Raw genomic sequence first — 15,531 nt, 5'->3', positions numbered from 1 at the left:
ACAGGGGGGGATTCGCAATGCGCGGCCTGTCGCGCGTTGCACCGGATGTAACCGCGTTAAAAAAAGAAAAGTTAATAACAATAAAACGAGGAAGTAGGGATGAAGATGAAGAACAAGGCCCGGTTGATCTGCCAGGTTTCAGCAGCGGCAGCACTGGTTCTGGCCGGCAATGCGATGGCCGATGAAGCGTTCAGCTCCGACTCCAGGTGGATGACGGGCGACTGGGGTGGCGAGCGTACCAAGCTGATCGAGCAAGGCATCGACATCAAGATGGACTACGTCGGTGAAGTCGGCGGCAACCTCCATGGCGGCTTCAACGATGACAAGACCGCGCGCTACGCCGACCAGTTTGGCCTGGGCGCGGCGCTGGACCTGGAGAAGCTGTTTGGCTGGGATAACACCCAGGCCAAGATCCAGCTCACCAACCGTAACGGTGAGAACATCTCCAACGACCGTATCGGCGATCCGCGTGCCGGCACCTTGAGTTCCTCCCAGGAAGTCTATGGTCGCGGCCACATGGTCCGTCTGACCCAGTTGTGGATTCAGCACCAGTTCCTCGACAACAAGCTGGACGTCAAGGCCGGTTACTTCGGTGAAGGTGAAGACTTCAACACCTTCCCGTGCGAGTTCCAGAACCTGGCGTTCTGCGGATCCCAGGTGGGTAACTGGGCCACCAACATCTGGTACAACTGGCCGGTCAGCCAGGCGGCGATCCGTGTGAAGTACAACATCAATGACGAGCTCTACGCCCAGATTGGCGCGTACAACCAGAACACGTCGCAACTGGAGCACGGTAACGGCTTCAAGCTCAGCGGCAGTGGCACCAATGGCACCGTCCTGCCGGTCGAGCTGGTCTGGTCGCCGAAGGTCAACAACCTGCCGGGCGAATACCGTGTCGGTTACTACAAAAGTACCTCTGATGCCGACGACGTTCTCAAGGACGACAACGGCCAGAACGCAGCGACCACCGGCAACCCTTATCGCGTCCACGATAGCAAGCACGGCTACTGGTTCGTCGCGCAGCAGCAACTGACCAGCCACAATGGCGATGCTTCCCGTGGTCTGAACATCGCGGCCAACGCAACGTTCCACGACAAAGACACCAACTTCATCGACAACTACCAGTCGCTGATGTTCGTGTACAAGGGCCCGTTCGACGCGCGTCCGAAGGATGACGTGGGCATCGGTTTCGCCCGTATTCACGTCAACGATGACGTGAAGAAAAACGCTGAGCTGACCAACGCGGCCAACGGTGTTTCGGAATACGACAATCCGCTGTTCTCGCCCATTCGTGAAACCGAATACAACTACGAGATCAACTACGGCTTCCACGTGACCAACTGGCTGACCGTGCGTCCCAACCTGCAATACGTCACTCATCCGGGTGGTGTGGATGAAGTCGACAACGCGCTGGTGGCCGGCCTGAAAATTCAGTCGGTGTTCTAACGCGTCTGCGATAAGCTTCTCTCCATGTGCGCATATTTGCGGACAGCCATGGCTGTCCGCTTTTTTTTGTGAGGGCTAACAAGACATGTTGTGTCGAGCGCAACTGTGGCGAGGGGGCTTGCCCCCGTTGGGTTGCGAAGCGGCCCCAAAAACAGCCAACTGGTTCTTTCAGATAATTCGTTGCGACAGTATTGGGAGCGCTTCGCGCTCCAGCGGGGGCAAGCCCCCTCGCCACAGTGGTTCACTGGTCACGACAGTATGAGTACACCCATGTTTTTCAGGACCGTGGCACATGCTTGAGCATCCGCTACAACGCTTCTTCAAATCCTTGCGCGAACGTCCGGTGTTCGCGTGGGAGCGCTATCAGACGCGCGATGTGCTGGTGATCGATCATCCGCTGTGTCAGGCGGTGTTCAGTCGTCAGGGCGCGCAGTTGTTGCACTTCCAGCCCAAGGGCCAGAAACCCTGGCTGTGGTGTGCGGCAAAGTGGCCGCAGGTCGGCGCCATTCGCGGCGGTGTGCCGGTGTGTTGGCCGTGGTATGGCCGGCATCCGAGCGAAAATGCCTGGCCGTCCCATGGCTGGGCGCGGTTGCTCGACTGGAAGCTGCTGGACAGCAACAGTGACGACGATGGCGTGCGATTGCACTGGCAACTGAAGTTGTGCGACTGGCAGGTGGACCTGCACGCACACCTGGGTGAACGCATGGAGTTGCGCCTGAGCACCGAGCATCAGGACGACATGCCGTGCCAGTTGAGCCAGGCTTTGCACGCTTACTGGCGTATTGGCGATGTCAGTGAGATAGCGCTGTCTGGGCTCGAAGGCGCGCAGGGTTACGATCAGTTGAGCCGACAGGTTTGTCAGCAGGAAGGCGAGTTACGCGTTGATGGCGGGTGTCAGCGGGTGTTCCAGCACGACGGCGAATTGCAGTTGAACGACCATGCCTGGCAGCGGGCGTTGTGCATTGATACCGGGGATACGGCAGACACGGTGGTGTGGCATCCCGGTTCACGCCCGTTGCTCGGCGTGACCTGGAACGAGATATCCGAATTCGTTTGCGTAGAGGCCGCTAGCGGCGGCACCGACAGCCTGTGCCTTGCACCCGGGGAGCGGGCGCATTTGAGTTTGCAGGCGCGGGTGGGGGCTTAGCTCTGGATTTGCGGTGCTGCGTCTGCCGCCATCGCGAGCAAGCTCGCTCCCACACTGGATCTTCGGTGAACACAGTTTTTGTGTTCAACACCAATCCCCTGTGGGAGCGAGCTTGCTCCGGGCGGCGTTCCGACGATGAGGTCAGGACGATCAGCGCAAATGTTGGATCAGTTGAACTCATCTCCAACCGGATACCGGCTGGCATTCAGGCTTTCCTTGATCTTGCGCAAATGCGGCTGGAAGTCCACGCCACGGCGCAAGGTCATGCCGGTGGCGAGTACGTCCAGCACGGTCAGCTGGATGATCCGCGACGTCATCGGCATGTAGATGTCGGTGTCTTCCGGCAGCGGGATGTTCAGGCTCAGGGTGCTGGCCTTGGCCAGTGGCGAGTTCTCGGCGGTCAGGCCAAGCACCGAGGCGCCGTTTTCCCGGGCGATGCGCGCCACTTCCACCAGTTCGCGGGTGCGACCGGTGTAGGAAATGATCACGAACAATTCGCCGGTATGGGCCACCGAGGCAATCATGCGCTGCATCAGCACATCCGCATGGGCCGTGACGGCGAGGTTGAAGCGGAAGAACTTGTGCTGCGCATCCAGTGCCACCGGGGCCGAGGCGCCGAGGCCGAAGAAGTGGATCTGCCGGGCCTGGATCAGCAGGTCGACGGCGCGACTGATCAGGTTCGGGTCCAGTGCCTGGCAGGCGCTGTCCAGTGAGGCGATGGCGCTGCCGAAGATCTTCTGGGTGTAGGCCTCCGGATTGTCATCGGCCTCCACCGCACGGCTGACATAGGCGGCGCCACTGGCCAGGCTCTGGGCCAGTTGCAGTTTGAGCTCGGGGTAGCCGCTGACACCGAACGAACGGCAGAAACGGTTGACCGTCGGCTCGCTGACCGAGGCGGCCTGGGCGAGGGCGGCGATGCTGAAGCGGGTGGCCTGCTGCGGGTTGAGCAGGATCACCTCGGCGACTTTGCGTTCGGCCTTGTTCAGCTCTTCAAGGCGATTCTGGATTTGCTCCAGTAAATTTCGCACGCGGTCCATATAAGTATCCTTTACACCTGCGCCAACAAGCGCGCGGCTAATGCAAAAAGGGCCTTTGGTGAGGCCCGTAACGGTGGCCTATCCTACTGATGGCTCCGACCGACCACCACTCGGAATCTGTATTTTGCGAAAATGTTGTGGTTATTACTACATTTTCCCTTGAGTGATGCCTTGAAAAAAGGTATTTGTAGCTTAACTTGATAAAAGAACAAACATCATGCTCTCGATTACGGTTGAACCGTGCACCTTTGCCTTGTTCGGCGCCCTTGGCGACCTGGCCTTGCGCAAGCTGTTTCCTGCCCTCTATCAACTCGACGGCGCCGGCCTGCTGCACGAGGACACGCGTATTATCGCGCTGGCCCGTGAGCCGGGCAGCGAGCAGGAGCACCTGGCGTTCATCACCTCCGAGCTGCGCCGCTATGTCGGTGCCAAAGAGCTGGACGAAGCCGTGGTCGAGCGTTTTCTGGCGCGCCTGAACTACCTGCACGTCGACTTCCTCAACCCCGATGATTATGTGGCCCTGGCCGAATCCGCCGGCAGTTCGCAGCGGGTCATCGCCTACTTTGCGACTCCTGCCGCCGTGTATGGCGCGATTTGCGAGAACCTGGCCAAGGTCGGCCTGGCGCAAAACACCCGTGTGGTGCTGGAAAAACCCATCGGTTCGGATCTGGAATCCTCGCGTAAGGTCAACGATGCCGTGGCGCAGTTCTTCCCGGAGAACCGCACCTACCGCATCGACCACTATCTGGGTAAAGAGACCGTCCAGAACCTGATCGCCCTGCGTTTCGCCAACAGCCTGTTCGAAACCCAGTGGAACCAGAATTACATTTCCCACGTGGAAATCACCGTGGCCGAGAAGGTCGGTATCGAAGGCCGCTGGGGTTACTTCGACAAGGCCGGCCAGCTGCGGGACATGATCCAGAACCACCTGCTGCAACTGCTCTGCCTGATCGCCATGGACCCGCCGGCCGACCTGTCCGCCGACAGCATCCGCGACGAGAAGGTCAAAGTGCTCAAGGCCCTGGCGCCGATCAGCCCGGAAGGCCTGACCACTCAAGTGGTGCGCGGCCAGTACATCGCCGGCTACAGCGAAGGCAAGGCAGTACCGGGGTACCTGGAAGAGCCCAATTCCAACACCCAGAGCGACACCGAAACCTTCGTCGCCCTGCGTGCCGACATCCGCAACTGGCGCTGGGCCGGCGTGCCGTTTTACCTGCGTACCGGCAAGCGCATGCCGCAGAAGCTGTCGCAGATCGTCATCCACTTCAAGGAACCGTCGCACTACATCTTCGCTCCCGAGCAGCGCCTGCAAATCAGCAACAAGCTGATTATCCGCCTGCAACCGGACGAAGGCATTTCCTTGCGTGTCATGACCAAAGATCAAGGCCTGGACAAGGGCATGCAGCTGCGCAGCGGTCCGTTGCAGCTGAATTTTTCCGACACCTGGAGCAGCGCACGGATTCCCGATGCCTACGAGCGGTTGTTGCTGGAAGTGATGCGTGGCAATCAGAACCTGTTTGTCCGTAAAGATGAAATCGAAGCCGCGTGGAAGTGGTGTGACCAGTTGATCGCCGGGTGGAAAAAATCCGGTGATGCGCCCAAGCCGTACGCGGCCGGGTCCTGGGGACCGATGAGCTCCATTGCTCTGATCACGCGGGACGGGAGGTCGTGGTATGGCGATATCTGATTTGAAACTGCCGCAGGGCGTCAGCGCCCATGCATACAAGAGCCCGGTGCTGCTGGCTGAAAGCCTGGCACTGAACGTGGCGAAACAACTGAGCGACGCGATCGACGCCCAGGGCACTGCGACCCTGGTGGTTTCCGGTGGCCGCAGCCCGGTGGCGTTTTTCCAGCACCTGGCCAAGCAGACGCTGGACTGGTCGAACGTGGTGATCAGCCTGGCCGACGAGCGCTGGGTGCCGGTCGAACACGCCGACAGCAACGCCGGTCTGATCAAGCGTTACCTGCTGCAAGGCCAAGCGGCCAAGGCGCAGTTCCTGAGCCTGTACAGCGCCAGTGCCAACCTGGAACAGGCAGCCGAGCAGGCCGACCGCTTGCTGTCGGAGTTGCCGGTGATCGACGTGCTGATCCTCGGCATGGGCGATGACGGCCACACCGCATCGCTGTTCCCCAACAGCCCGAACCTTGCCGAGGCATTACAGGTCGATGGCGTTCGTCGCTGCTGGCCGATGCTGGCGCCGACCGTGCCGCATCAGCGCCTGACCATGAGCCGCGCGCTGCTGGCTTCGGCCAAACATAAAATTCTGTCGATCTCCGGTCAGTCCAAGCTGACCACCCTGAGTTTCGCGCTGGCCGGTGACGATGTCGCCGAAATGCCGGTGCGCGCGTTTCTGCAACCCACGTTAGAGATTTACTGGTGCCCATGAGCCAAGGAACAGCCGCTATGACAAACCCATCCCCGACCGTTTCCATGGCGGACAAAGTTGCCCTGATCGACAGTATTTGCGCGAAAGCGCGGATTCTGCCGGTGATCACCATTGCCCGCGAGCAGGACGTTCTGCCGTTGGCCGACGCCCTCGCGGCCGGTGGCCTGACGGCCCTGGAAGTGACCCTGCGTTCGCAATTCGGCCTCAAGGCCATCCAGATTCTGCGTGAGCAGCGTCCGGAGCTGGTGACCGGTGCCGGCACCGTGCTGGATCGCCACATGCTGGCGGCGGCGGAAGCGGCCGGCTCGCAATTCATCGTCACGCCGGGTATCACCCGCGACCTGCTGGAAGCCAGCGTCGCCAGCCCGATTCCACTGTTGCCAGGCATCAGCAATGCCTCGGGCATCATGGAAGGCTACGGCCTGGGTTATCGCCGCTTCAAGCTATTCCCGGCCGAAGTCAGCGGCGGCGTCGCGGCCATCAAGGCTCTGGGCGGCCCGTTCGGCGAAGTGAAATTCTGCCCGACCGGCGGCGTGGGACCTGCCAATATCAAGAGCTACATGGCATTGAAAAACGTCATGTGCGTGGGCGGTAGCTGGATGCTTGATCCGGAGTGGATCAAGAACGGCGACTGGGCCCGCATTCAGGAATGCACCGCCGAGGCTTTGGCGCTGCTGGACTGATCGCTTCACCCTACACCTCGTTGTGTGTTCTACGGCTTTACGGTGCGCTTGGTCGGTGCACCGTTTTTTTTTGCCTGAAGAAAGTTGTCGTACCCCTGTGGGAGCGAGCTTGCTCGCGATAGCGGTGTGACAGATTGCATGGATGTTGACTGACACGACGCCATCTAGAGCAAGTTCACTCCCTCAGGGACAAGGACATCATGCGATACATAGTTACCGCATAACGAAAATCGACCGGTGCTAGCCTGCGTTCATCTTATGGAAGAGAGAACGTCATGGACGCTACCACCTCAGCTGCACCCCCGGCACCGGTCTACCTGCTGTCTCCCGAACAGATTGCCGGCCCGTATTTCCGCAACCCCAAACTGATCCGCAGAAACATCAGCGAAGGCGCCGAAGGCGTTCCGTTGGTGCTGCGGCTGACCATTGTCGATGCCATGACCGGCGAGCCGGTCCCCGATGCGCTGGTGGATATCTGGCACTGCAATGCCCGCGGTGCCTATTCGGGCTGGAGCAAGATCAACCCGGACGTCGAGGTCGATACCGGTGATATCGGCGCCGTCCCGCGCACCGATGACGATACCTATCTGCGCGGCGGGCAGTTCACCGACAAGTCGGGCATCGTGCGCTTCACCACGATCTATCCGGGTTTTTACGCCGGTCGCGCATTGCACATTCACGTCGCCGTGCGCATCACGGCCGGCAACAACTATCTGCAAGAACGGCATGTCGCCTGGGTCGGGCAGCTTTACCTGCCTGAGGTGGCCTCTCGTTCGGTGCTCGGTAGCCGACCGTACAGCGGCCGAACCGTGCCGGCACTGACCAACGCTCAGGACTATTTTTATTCAACCATGGGCGGTGAAAAATCGACCTTGAGTGTGCACACCCTGGGGCGGGATTCGGCTGAAGACGGCTACTTCGGGCAGATGACCATCGGCATCGACACGTTCGCCGTGTCGACACAGATCAAGCCCGAGGACTTTGACAAGTACACCGTCTGAGGTCAGCCCAGCTCGGTCAGCGCCCTGACCAGCACATCCATGTCGGCCGCGGTGGTGGTAAGCCCTGGTGTAATGCGGATGCACGGACCGCATGCCGCGCCACTGCGGGTCACGGTGAACAGGTTGTATTCATTGAGCAGGCGCTCGACCATGGTTTGCTGGTCGGCATGCCGGGTAAAGCGCATCGAGGTGATGCCGCAATACAGGCGTGGGTCATCCGGGGTCAGGACTTCGACGCCCGGCAACTGCCGCGCCGCAGCGACCCAGCGGTTGCGCAGATAATTGAGCCGCGCGCCCTTGGCCGCGGCACCGCCCATCGCCCAATGTTCTTCGAGCACCAGCGGCAGGGTCATCAGCGCCGGGATGTTGGGGGTGCTGTACGAGGTACGGGCGCGAATGTCAGTGGGCGGAAAATGCATCTCGCCCATGTCCGGGTCGATGTCGGCCAGGCGTTCGGGTGCGATGTAGATAAAGCCGAGCGTCAACGGTGCGCCGATCCACTTGTGCAGATTGAAGCCGGCGAAGGCGATACCGAGCTCGGTCAGGTCGAATTCAAACTGGCCGAGGGCATGGGCGCCGTCGAGGATGACGTCGATGCCCTGTTCCTTTGCAGCGGCTGCAATCGCCTGCACCGGCATCACCAGGCCCGTGCGATGGGTGACGTGGGTCAGGGCCATCAGCTTCAGCCGCGGATAGCGCGCGAAGGCTTCCCGATAGGTATTGAGCAAGCTGTCGAAGGTTGCCGGGTGTGCGTGTTCGATCTCGATCACTTCGACACCGCGATTACGCGCCAGCCAACGCATGGCGCCTTTGACCGTGTCGTATTCCAGATCGCAAACCAGTACCTGGTCGCCGGGCTGCAGCCGGTTGTAGTTGCGGATCAGCGACTGCAAACCTTCCGAGGCGTTACGGGTCAGGGCGATGCTGTCGGCGGGTACGCCAATCAACCTGGCCAGTTGCGCGCGGATCTTCAGGCTGTCGCCCTGTTCGAAACGCTGGCGCACGTACACCGAATTGCTGCGGTTGATCAGTTCGATGTTGCGCTGATATTCCTCGACCACCGTGCGCGACATGCGTGCGAAGTAACCGTTCTCCAGGTTGAGCGGGCCGGGTTCGACATCGTAGCGGTCGGCAAAGGTTCGCCAGAAGGCTTCATCACGGGCGCGGCGGGTGTTGTCGGGCATGGGGTACTCGGTAGGTGATTCAATGGCGCGGGGCCGGCTTGCCGTGTTTGGCGCGCAGCGGTTCGAGCAAGTCCGACAAACCGTTGTGATCGATCTCCTGCATCAGGGCCAGCAGGCCGCCCAACTCGCCATGGGGGAAACCCTCCCGGGCGAACCAGTTCAGGTAAGGGCCGGGCAGGTCGGCAATGATTCGACCCTTGTATTTGCCGAAGGGCATTTCACGGGTGATCAGCAGTTCGAGCTTTTCAGGGTTCATCGATCAGTCGTCTTGATTCAGTCAGTCTGGAAAATACAGGCATTCTGCATGCAGGCCAAATGACAGATCATGCAAATAAAACGGATACAGATTTTTTGATAATGGATAACTATTTGAAAAGTAAAGAATAGTTAGACGATTCCGAGCTGGCACGCAGAGTGCAACATTCCTTACACCGTTCATCTGTCGTAAGGAGTTGAAAAATGACCGACATCAAAAAAGAAGCGATTTCTGTACTCAACGACCTGATTGAAACCAGCAAGGACGGTCAGGCCGGGTTCAAGACATGCGCTGAAGACATCAAGCACCCTGAACTCAAAACCCTGTTCATCAATCGTGCGAGCGATTGTGGTACGGCCGCTGCGGAGTTGCAGTCTGCCGTGCGTTCACTGGGTGGCGATCCGGAAACTTCCACCAGTGTCAGCGGCGACTTGCACCGTCGCTGGGTCGACGTGAAGTCGATGTTCACCGGCAAGGGCGAGGAGGCCGTGCTCAATGAAGCCGAGCGCGGTGAAGACCATGCGTTGAAGGCTTACCGCGACGCCATGGAGAAAATCAACAAGCACAACCTGGTGGGCATTCGCGACCTGGTTGAGCGTCAGTACCACGGCGTGCAGCGTAACCACGATCAGGTCAAGGCCCTGCGTAACCAGGCGCGTGCACGTTCGTAACGACTGGTTGAAACAACTGTGGGAGCGAGCTTGCTCGCGATAGCGCCAGATCAGTCAACATCAATGTTGAATGTCAGGCCCTCATCGCGAGCAAGCTCGCTCCCACAGTTTTTGCCCCGTCAATCAGCCAATGCTGATCGCCGGCAGCTCCGTCAACGTCACACTCTGTTGCTTGCGTGGCGCGAGGATTTCCGCCTCGCCATCCACCACCAGTTCATCGCGCTGGTTGAACACGCGAGTGGCGATGCGCACGCGAAACTTCGGCAGTTTTTCCAGGATTTCCAGGCGCACGGTCAGGGTGTCGCCGATCTTCACCGGCTTCTGAAAGCTCATTTGCTGGCCGATGTAGATGGTTCCCGGGCCAGGCAACTCGCAGGCGACCGCCGCGCTGATCAACGCGCCGCTGAACATGCCGTGGGCGATGCGCTCCTTGAACATGGTGCTGGCGGCGTATTCGGCATCCAGGTGTACCGGGTTGTGGTCGCCGGACATCGCAGCGAACAGCTGGATGTCGCGCTCTTCGACCGTCTTGCTGAAACTGGCGGTCTGGCCGACTTCGAGGGCTTCGTAAGGGGTGTTGGTAACCTGGGTCATCTGTCTCAATTCCTGTGACGAATTAAAAAATTCACAAAAAAAATCTATTCGGACCGGTGCGGCCGAGAAGCGCTCAAGGCCTGTGCGATCCAGTTCAGCACATCGGCGATGATTTCATCGCGGTTGCTCTCGTTGAACAGTTCGTGCCGCGCCTGTGGGTAAACGGTCAGTTGCAGGTGCTGGCTGCCGGCCGCCCGCAGCGCGTCGGCCAGATCCTTGAGACGTTTGCCTTCGCTCACCGGATCACATTCGCCGCCAATCACCAGCAGCGGCAGGCCCGGGTCGATCTGCGCGAGATTGGACGCTTTGCTGATTTGCTGCAAGCCGCCGAGCAAGTCGATCCACAGTTGATTGGTGCAACGGAAACCGCAGAGCGGGTCGTTGACGTACAGATCGACCTGCGCCGGATCACGGCTGAGCCAGTCGAACGGTGTGCGTGCCGGTTTGAATTTGTTGTTGAACGAGCCGAACGACAGCCATTCGATCAATGCGCTTCGTCCTGTGCGGCCCTGGCGCAGGCGTTCGAGACGGGCGATTTGCCGTGCCGCGCGATAAAGCGCCACAGGCTGGAAGTTCGAGCCGCTGAGGATTGCCCCGTGCAGGCTGGCACTGTGGTGCAGCAGATAGGCCTGGGCGATGTAACTGCCCATGCTGTGACCGAGCAGCACGATCGGGACGCCAGGGTGCTGCTGGCCGATGTGCTGGTTGAGGCTGGCCAGGTCGCTCACGACCTTGCACCAGCCATCGTCATCGGCGAAATGCCCGAGTGTCCCGTTTTCGGCAGTTTTGCCATGTCCACGCAGGTCCGGCGCGCACACGCCATAGCCCTGGTCACAGAGCTTTTGCGCAAGGGGGCCGTAACGACCGCTGTGTTCGGCCATGCCGTGGGCCAGCAAAATCATTGCCTTGAGGCTGCCGTCGGGAAGCCACTGGTTGACGAAGAGGCGGCTGTGGTCGCTCGTGGTCAGCCAGAAAGTGTCATGGATCATGGCGGTTCCTTTGCATGAGGCTGCCTGGTCGCAAACAGCTCGTTGCAGTTTATAGCGCATCCTTGGCCGGGCGTCTGATCAGCCTACGCCACGGCAAGAAGATTCATACGGTCAATGACGGCCGTGGGCATATTTGCCTGCTACGTCATAACTGCTAGTGTCCGTGAAGCTCCGCTTTTTGCATTTTTTTTGAAAAATGACAGAAAAGTGGCCCCGGATAGATTCAGGTCAAAGAGGACAAGAACAATGCAACCTGATTTCTGGAATGACAAACGCCCGGCCGGTGTCCCCCTGGATATTGATCTGGGAGCCTACAAGTCAGTGATCGAGGTGTTCGAGCGTTCCTGCAAGAAGTTTGCTGACCGCCCGGCGTTCAGCAACATGGGCGTGACCCTGACCTACGCCGAGCTGGAGCGCCAAAGCGCGGCCTTCGCCGGTTATCTGCAAGCCCACACCGACCTGGTGGCGGGGGACCGCATCGCGGTGCAGATGCCCAACGTCCTGCATTACCCGATCGCCGTGTTCGGTGCCTTGCGCGCCGGGTTGATTGTGGTCAACACCAATCCGCTGTATACCGCGCGGGAAATGCGCCATCAGTTCAAGGACTCCGGTGCCCGGGCGCTGGTTTACCTGAACATGTTCGGCCAGAAAGTCCAGGAAGTACTCCCCGACACCGATATCCAGTACCTGATCGAAGCGAAGATGGGCGACCTGATGCCCGCCGCCAAGGGGTGGCTGGTCAACACGGTGGTGAGCAAGGTCAAGAAGATGGTCCCGGAATATTCCTTGCCCCAGGCCGTTTCCTTCAAGAGTGCGCTGCGCATGGGCCGTGGCCTGGGCATCAAGCCGTTGAAGGTCGGCCTCGACGACATCGCCGTGCTGCAATACACCGGCGGCACCACGGGCCTGGCCAAGGGCGCGATGCTGACCCACGGCAACCTGGTGGCGAACATGCAGCAGGCACGGGCCTGCCTCAGCCAGTCGGCCAGCGACGGGCAACCGCTGCTGCGCGAAGGCCAGGAGGTGATGATCGCGCCGCTGCCGCTGTACCACATCTATGCCTTCACAGCGAACTGCATGTGCATGATGGTGACGGGCAACCACAACGTGCTGATCACCAATCCGCGGGACATCGCCGGCTTCATCAAGGAACTGAAGAACTGGCGGTTCTCGGCCTTGCTGGGGCTGAACACATTGTTCGTTGCGCTGATGGATCATCCGGACTTCAAGACCCTGGACTTCTCCAGCCTCAAGCTCACCAACTCCGGCGGCACTGCGCTGGTCAAGGCCACCGCCGAGCGTTGGGAACAACTGACCGGTTGCCGCATCACCGAAGGTTACGGCCTGACCGAAACTTCGCCGGTGGCTTGCACCAACCCCTATGGCGACCAGTCGCGGATTGGCACGGTCGGCCTGCCGGTGCCAGGCACCACGCTGAAAGTCATCAATGATGACGGTGTCGAACAACCGTTGGGCGAACGCGGCGAGTTGTGCATCAAGGGCCCGCAAATCATGAAGGGCTACTGGCAGAAACCTGATGCCACGGCCGAGGTGCTGGATGCCGAGGGCTGGTTCAAGTCCGGTGACATTGCGGTGATCGACCCGGATGGCTTCGTACGCATCGTTGACCGCAAGAAGGACATGATCATTGTCTCGGGCTTCAACGTGTACCCGAACGAAATCGAAGACGTCGTGATGGCTCACCCGAACGTCGCCAACTGTGCGGTCATCGGTGTGCCCGACGAGCGGTCGGGGGAGGCGGTGAAGCTGTTCGTGGTGGCCCGTGAAGCGGGCGTCAGCCTTGAAGAGCTGAAGGCTTACTGCAAGGAGAACTTCACGGCGTACAAGGTACCCAAGCACATCGTGCTGCGGGAGTCCCTGCCGATGACGCCGGTGGGCAAGATCCTGCGGCGGGAGTTGCGTGATATCGCCTGATCGGTGAATGGCCGATCCCTGTAGGAGCGAGCGCGCTCGCGATGGACGTCAAGATAACGCGCCCTGTCTGAATGATCGCGTTGCCCGGACGTTTTTCGCGAGCAAGCTCGCTCCCACAGGTTTAAGCGAAAGCCCCGGATTTCGTGGCTTTCAGAGGCGTATAGAATTTTTGCTCTAAAATGACCAATCGCTAGTCTTGAGTCACAAATGTGACCGTAGAGGCCGCTTTTGGCTCTAGTCGACCCTTGGCAAAGCTGCTACTCTCGGCGCGCTTTGTGACTTCTCGGCCTTCTATCAGCCAGATTCACCAATGACCAAACACCAATAATAATCGCATCAAATGCGGTGCTGAATTCGCGTTGCTGAGGAGTGGGCTTCCATGATCGAAGACTTTTGGAAGGATAAGTACCCAGCTGGGATTGCTGCCGACATCAATCCCGACGAGTATCCGAATATTCAGGCAGTGTTGAAGCAATCCTGCCAACGCTTCGCCAACAAGCCGGCATTCAGCAACCTGGGCAAGACACTCACCTACGGTGAACTGTACGAATTGTCCGGTGCGTTTGCCGCTTACCTGCAACAGCATACCGATTTGCAACCCGGCGATCGAATCGCCGTGCAACTGCCCAACGTGTTGCAGTACCCGGTAGCCGTCTTCGGTGCAATCCGCGCCGGGCTGATCGTGGTCAACACCAACCCGCTCTACACTGCGCGGGAAATGGAACACCAATTCAACGACTCCGGTGCCAAGGCCCTGGTCTGCCTGGCCAACATGGCGCACCTGGCGGAAACCGTGGTGCCGAAAACCGGCGTCAAGCACGTGATCGTCACCGAAGTCGCCGACCTGCTGCCGCCACTCAAGCGTCTGCTGATCAACAGCGTCATCAAGTACGTGAAGAAGATGGTGCCGGCCTATCACTTGCCCAAGGCCGTCAAGTTCAACGACGTGCTGAGCAAAGGCCTGGGCCAGCCAGTGGCGGAAGCCAACCCGGCCAGTGGTGACGTCGCGGTACTGCAATACACCGGCGGCACCACCGGCGTGGCCAAGGGCGCGATGCTGACCCACCGCAACCTGGTGGCGAACATGCTGCAGTGCAAGGCGCTGATGGGCTCCAACCTCAATGAAGGTTGCGAGATCCTGATCACGCCGCTGCCGCTGTACCACATCTATGCGTTCACCTTTCACTGCATGGCGATGATGCTGGCGGGCAACCACAACATCCTGATCAGCAACCCGCGCGATCTGCCGGCGATGGTCAAGGAACTGTCGAAGTGGAAGTTCAGCGGCTTCGTTGGCCTGAACACGCTGTTCGTGGCCCTGTGCAACAACGAAGGCTTCCGCAAGCTGGACTTCTCCGCGCTGAAAGTCACCTTGTCGGGGGGCATGGCCCTGCAACTGGCCGCGGCCGAACGCTGGAAAGCGGTGACCGGTTGCGCCATCTGCGAAGGCTACGGTATGACCGAAACCAGCCCGGTGGCGACGGTGAACCCGATCCAGCACATCCAGGTCGGCACCATTGGCATTCCGGTACCGTCGACCCTGTGCAAAATCATCAATGATGCCGGTGTCGAGCAGCCGCTGGGCGAAATCGGCGAACTGTGCGTGAAGGGGCCGCAGGTCATGAAGGGCTACTGGCAGCGCCAGGAAGCCACGGATGAAATCCTCGACAGCGAAGGCTGGTTGAAGACCGGCGACATCGCGCTGATCCAGCCCGATGGCTTCATGCGCATTGTCGATCGCAAGAAAGACATGATCCTGGTGTCCGGTTTCAACGTGTACCCGAACGAGCTCGAAGACGTGCTGGCCACTCTGCCGGGCGTGCTGCAATGCGCGGCCATCGGTGTGCCGGACGAAAAGTCGGGCGAGGCGATCAAGATTTTCATCGTTGCCAAGCCGGGCGTGACCCTGACCAAGGAACAGGTGATGGAGCACATGCGCGCCAACGTCACCGGCTACAAGGTCCCGCGCTCCGTGGAGTTTCGCGATGCACTGCCGACCACCAACGTTGGCAAGATCCTGCGTCGTGAATTGCGCGATGAAGAGCTGAAGAAGATCAACGCGAAGAAAGCCACCGCGTAATCAACAAAAAGCCCCGCCGATGCGGGGCTTTTTGTTGATCGTCTGGCAACACCGATCCTCTGTAGGAGCGAGCAAGCTCGCGAAAAAGGTACAGACAACGCGGGCATCCAGGCACCCCGCG

General features: G+C 59.8%; 14 protein-coding genes. 9 read left to right on the top strand and 5 right to left on the bottom strand.

The features are described 5' to 3' along the window. Positions 1 to 99 precede the first annotated feature (99 nt). Together AC1Q6Y_RS03840 and AC1Q6Y_RS03835 are read left to right on the top strand one after the other, a co-directional pair. Positions 100 to 1,446, top strand: a complete 1,347-nt coding sequence (locus tag AC1Q6Y_RS03840; protein ID WP_492624057.1) for a carbohydrate porin — start codon at positions 100 to 102, stop codon at positions 1,444 to 1,446. 292 nt (positions 1,447 to 1,738) lie between these two features. Next, positions 1,739 to 2,593, top strand: coding sequence for a D-hexose-6-phosphate mutarotase (locus tag AC1Q6Y_RS03835; RefSeq protein ID WP_057713553.1), 855 nt, complete (start codon positions 1,739 to 1,741; stop codon positions 2,591 to 2,593). Positions 2,594 to 2,760: 167 nt separating this feature from the next. Here AC1Q6Y_RS03835 and AC1Q6Y_RS03830 read toward each other — a convergent pair whose 3' ends face one another. After that, entirely contained in the window at positions 2,761 to 3,621 is an 861-nt protein-coding gene (locus tag AC1Q6Y_RS03830) for a MurR/RpiR family transcriptional regulator (protein WP_170948639.1), read from the bottom strand. Between the two features lie 226 nt (positions 3,622 to 3,847). Between AC1Q6Y_RS03830 and zwf the strand changes: the two genes are divergently transcribed. The 4 genes from zwf (at position 3,848) to AC1Q6Y_RS03810 (ending at position 7,701) form a co-directional block, all read left to right on the top strand. Next, positions 3,848 to 5,317, top strand: coding sequence for a glucose-6-phosphate dehydrogenase (gene zwf / locus AC1Q6Y_RS03825; RefSeq protein WP_057713554.1), 1,470 nt, complete (start codon positions 3,848 to 3,850; stop codon positions 5,315 to 5,317). Beyond that, positions 5,304 to 6,017 (top strand): 6-phosphogluconolactonase, encoded by a 714-nt coding sequence (gene pgl, locus AC1Q6Y_RS03820; RefSeq protein WP_090457404.1) that lies wholly within the window; start codon positions 5,304 to 5,306, stop codon positions 6,015 to 6,017. The genes zwf and pgl overlap by 14 nt, the downstream gene beginning before the upstream one ends. Before the next feature lie 17 nt (positions 6,018 to 6,034). Further along, positions 6,035 to 6,700 carry a bifunctional 4-hydroxy-2-oxoglutarate aldolase/2-dehydro-3-deoxy-phosphogluconate aldolase gene (locus AC1Q6Y_RS03815; RefSeq protein ID WP_008050561.1) on the top strand — a complete coding sequence of 222 codons (666 nt, stop codon included), beginning with the start codon at positions 6,035 to 6,037 and terminating at the stop codon, positions 6,698 to 6,700. A gap of 275 nt (positions 6,701 to 6,975) precedes the next feature. Then, a complete protein-coding gene (locus AC1Q6Y_RS03810) occupies positions 6,976 to 7,701 on the top strand; it encodes an intradiol ring-cleavage dioxygenase (protein WP_057713556.1) in 726 nt (241 codons plus the stop codon). 2 nt (positions 7,702 to 7,703) lie between these two features. On the opposite strand, the gene AC1Q6Y_RS03805 is transcribed toward AC1Q6Y_RS03810, so the two are convergent. Both AC1Q6Y_RS03805 and AC1Q6Y_RS03800 read right to left on the bottom strand, forming a co-directional pair. After that, complete coding sequence (locus tag AC1Q6Y_RS03805) at positions 7,704 to 8,885, bottom strand: aminotransferase class V-fold PLP-dependent enzyme (RefSeq protein ID WP_090457401.1); 1,182 nt, start codon at positions 8,883 to 8,885, stop codon at positions 7,704 to 7,706. A 19-nt stretch (positions 8,886 to 8,904) separates the two neighbouring features. Further along, a complete protein-coding gene (locus tag AC1Q6Y_RS03800) occupies positions 8,905 to 9,141 on the bottom strand; it encodes a DUF3820 family protein (protein WP_003227425.1) in 237 nt (78 codons plus the stop codon). Between the two features lie 203 nt (positions 9,142 to 9,344). Between AC1Q6Y_RS03800 and AC1Q6Y_RS03795 the strand changes: the two genes are divergently transcribed. After that, positions 9,345 to 9,812, top strand: a complete 468-nt coding sequence (locus AC1Q6Y_RS03795) for a ferritin-like domain-containing protein (RefSeq protein WP_057713558.1) — start codon at positions 9,345 to 9,347, stop codon at positions 9,810 to 9,812. A gap of 123 nt (positions 9,813 to 9,935) precedes the next feature. On the opposite strand, the gene AC1Q6Y_RS03790 is transcribed toward AC1Q6Y_RS03795, so the two are convergent. Beyond that, complete coding sequence (locus tag AC1Q6Y_RS03790; RefSeq protein ID WP_007974451.1) at positions 9,936 to 10,406, bottom strand: MaoC family dehydratase; 471 nt, start codon at positions 10,404 to 10,406, stop codon at positions 9,936 to 9,938. 44 nt (positions 10,407 to 10,450) lie between these two features. Continuing rightward, positions 10,451 to 11,395 (bottom strand): alpha/beta hydrolase, encoded by a 945-nt coding sequence (locus AC1Q6Y_RS03785; protein WP_492624056.1) that lies wholly within the window; start codon positions 11,393 to 11,395, stop codon positions 10,451 to 10,453. Positions 11,396 to 11,641: 246 nt separating this feature from the next. Here AC1Q6Y_RS03785 and fadD2 point away from each other — a divergent pair, with 246 nt between their 5' ends. Together fadD2 and fadD1 are read left to right on the top strand one after the other, a co-directional pair. Then, positions 11,642 to 13,330, top strand: coding sequence for a long-chain-fatty-acid--CoA ligase FadD2 (fadD2, locus tag AC1Q6Y_RS03780; RefSeq protein WP_492624055.1), 1,689 nt, complete (start codon positions 11,642 to 11,644; stop codon positions 13,328 to 13,330). A gap of 379 nt (positions 13,331 to 13,709) precedes the next feature. Then, the gene (gene fadD1 / locus AC1Q6Y_RS03775; protein ID WP_090457395.1) at positions 13,710 to 15,410 is read left to right on the top strand and encodes a long-chain-fatty-acid--CoA ligase FadD1; all 1,701 of its coding nucleotides are present in this window, start codon (positions 13,710 to 13,712) and stop codon (positions 15,408 to 15,410) included. Positions 15,411 to 15,531 lie beyond the last annotated feature (121 nt).

Source organism: Pseudomonas sp. GW823-FHT06E10 (genome assembly GCF_058794995.1).
Note: the sequence above shows the minus strand (reverse complement) of the source record. Positions and strands in the feature narration are given on the sequence as shown.

Excerpts from the sequence above, each read along its gene's own strand:
- AC1Q6Y_RS03840 (WP_492624057.1), top strand. The coding sequence starts at position 100 with ATGAAGATGAAGAACAAGGCCCGGTTGATCTGCCAGGTTTCAGCAGCG.
- AC1Q6Y_RS03835 (WP_057713553.1), top strand. The coding sequence starts at position 1,739 with ATGCTTGAGCATCCGCTACAACGCTTCTTCAAATCCTTGCGCGAACGT.
- zwf (WP_057713554.1), top strand. The coding sequence starts at position 3,848 with ATGCTCTCGATTACGGTTGAACCGTGCACCTTTGCCTTGTTCGGCGCC.
- pgl (WP_090457404.1), top strand. The coding sequence starts at position 5,304 with ATGGCGATATCTGATTTGAAACTGCCGCAGGGCGTCAGCGCCCATGCA.
- AC1Q6Y_RS03815 (WP_008050561.1), top strand. The coding sequence starts at position 6,035 with ATGACAAACCCATCCCCGACCGTTTCCATGGCGGACAAAGTTGCCCTG.
- AC1Q6Y_RS03810 (WP_057713556.1), top strand. The coding sequence starts at position 6,976 with ATGGACGCTACCACCTCAGCTGCACCCCCGGCACCGGTCTACCTGCTG.
- AC1Q6Y_RS03805 (WP_090457401.1), bottom strand. The coding sequence starts at position 8,885 with ATGCCCGACAACACCCGCCGCGCCCGTGATGAAGCCTTCTGGCGAACC.
- AC1Q6Y_RS03800 (WP_003227425.1), bottom strand. The coding sequence starts at position 9,141 with ATGAACCCTGAAAAGCTCGAACTGCTGATCACCCGTGAAATGCCCTTC.
- AC1Q6Y_RS03795 (WP_057713558.1), top strand. The coding sequence starts at position 9,345 with ATGACCGACATCAAAAAAGAAGCGATTTCTGTACTCAACGACCTGATT.
- AC1Q6Y_RS03790 (WP_007974451.1), bottom strand. The coding sequence starts at position 10,406 with ATGACCCAGGTTACCAACACCCCTTACGAAGCCCTCGAAGTCGGCCAG.
- AC1Q6Y_RS03785 (WP_492624056.1), bottom strand. The coding sequence starts at position 11,395 with ATGATCCATGACACTTTCTGGCTGACCACGAGCGACCACAGCCGCCTC.
- fadD2 (WP_492624055.1), top strand. The coding sequence starts at position 11,642 with ATGCAACCTGATTTCTGGAATGACAAACGCCCGGCCGGTGTCCCCCTG.
- fadD1 (WP_090457395.1), top strand. The coding sequence starts at position 13,710 with ATGATCGAAGACTTTTGGAAGGATAAGTACCCAGCTGGGATTGCTGCC.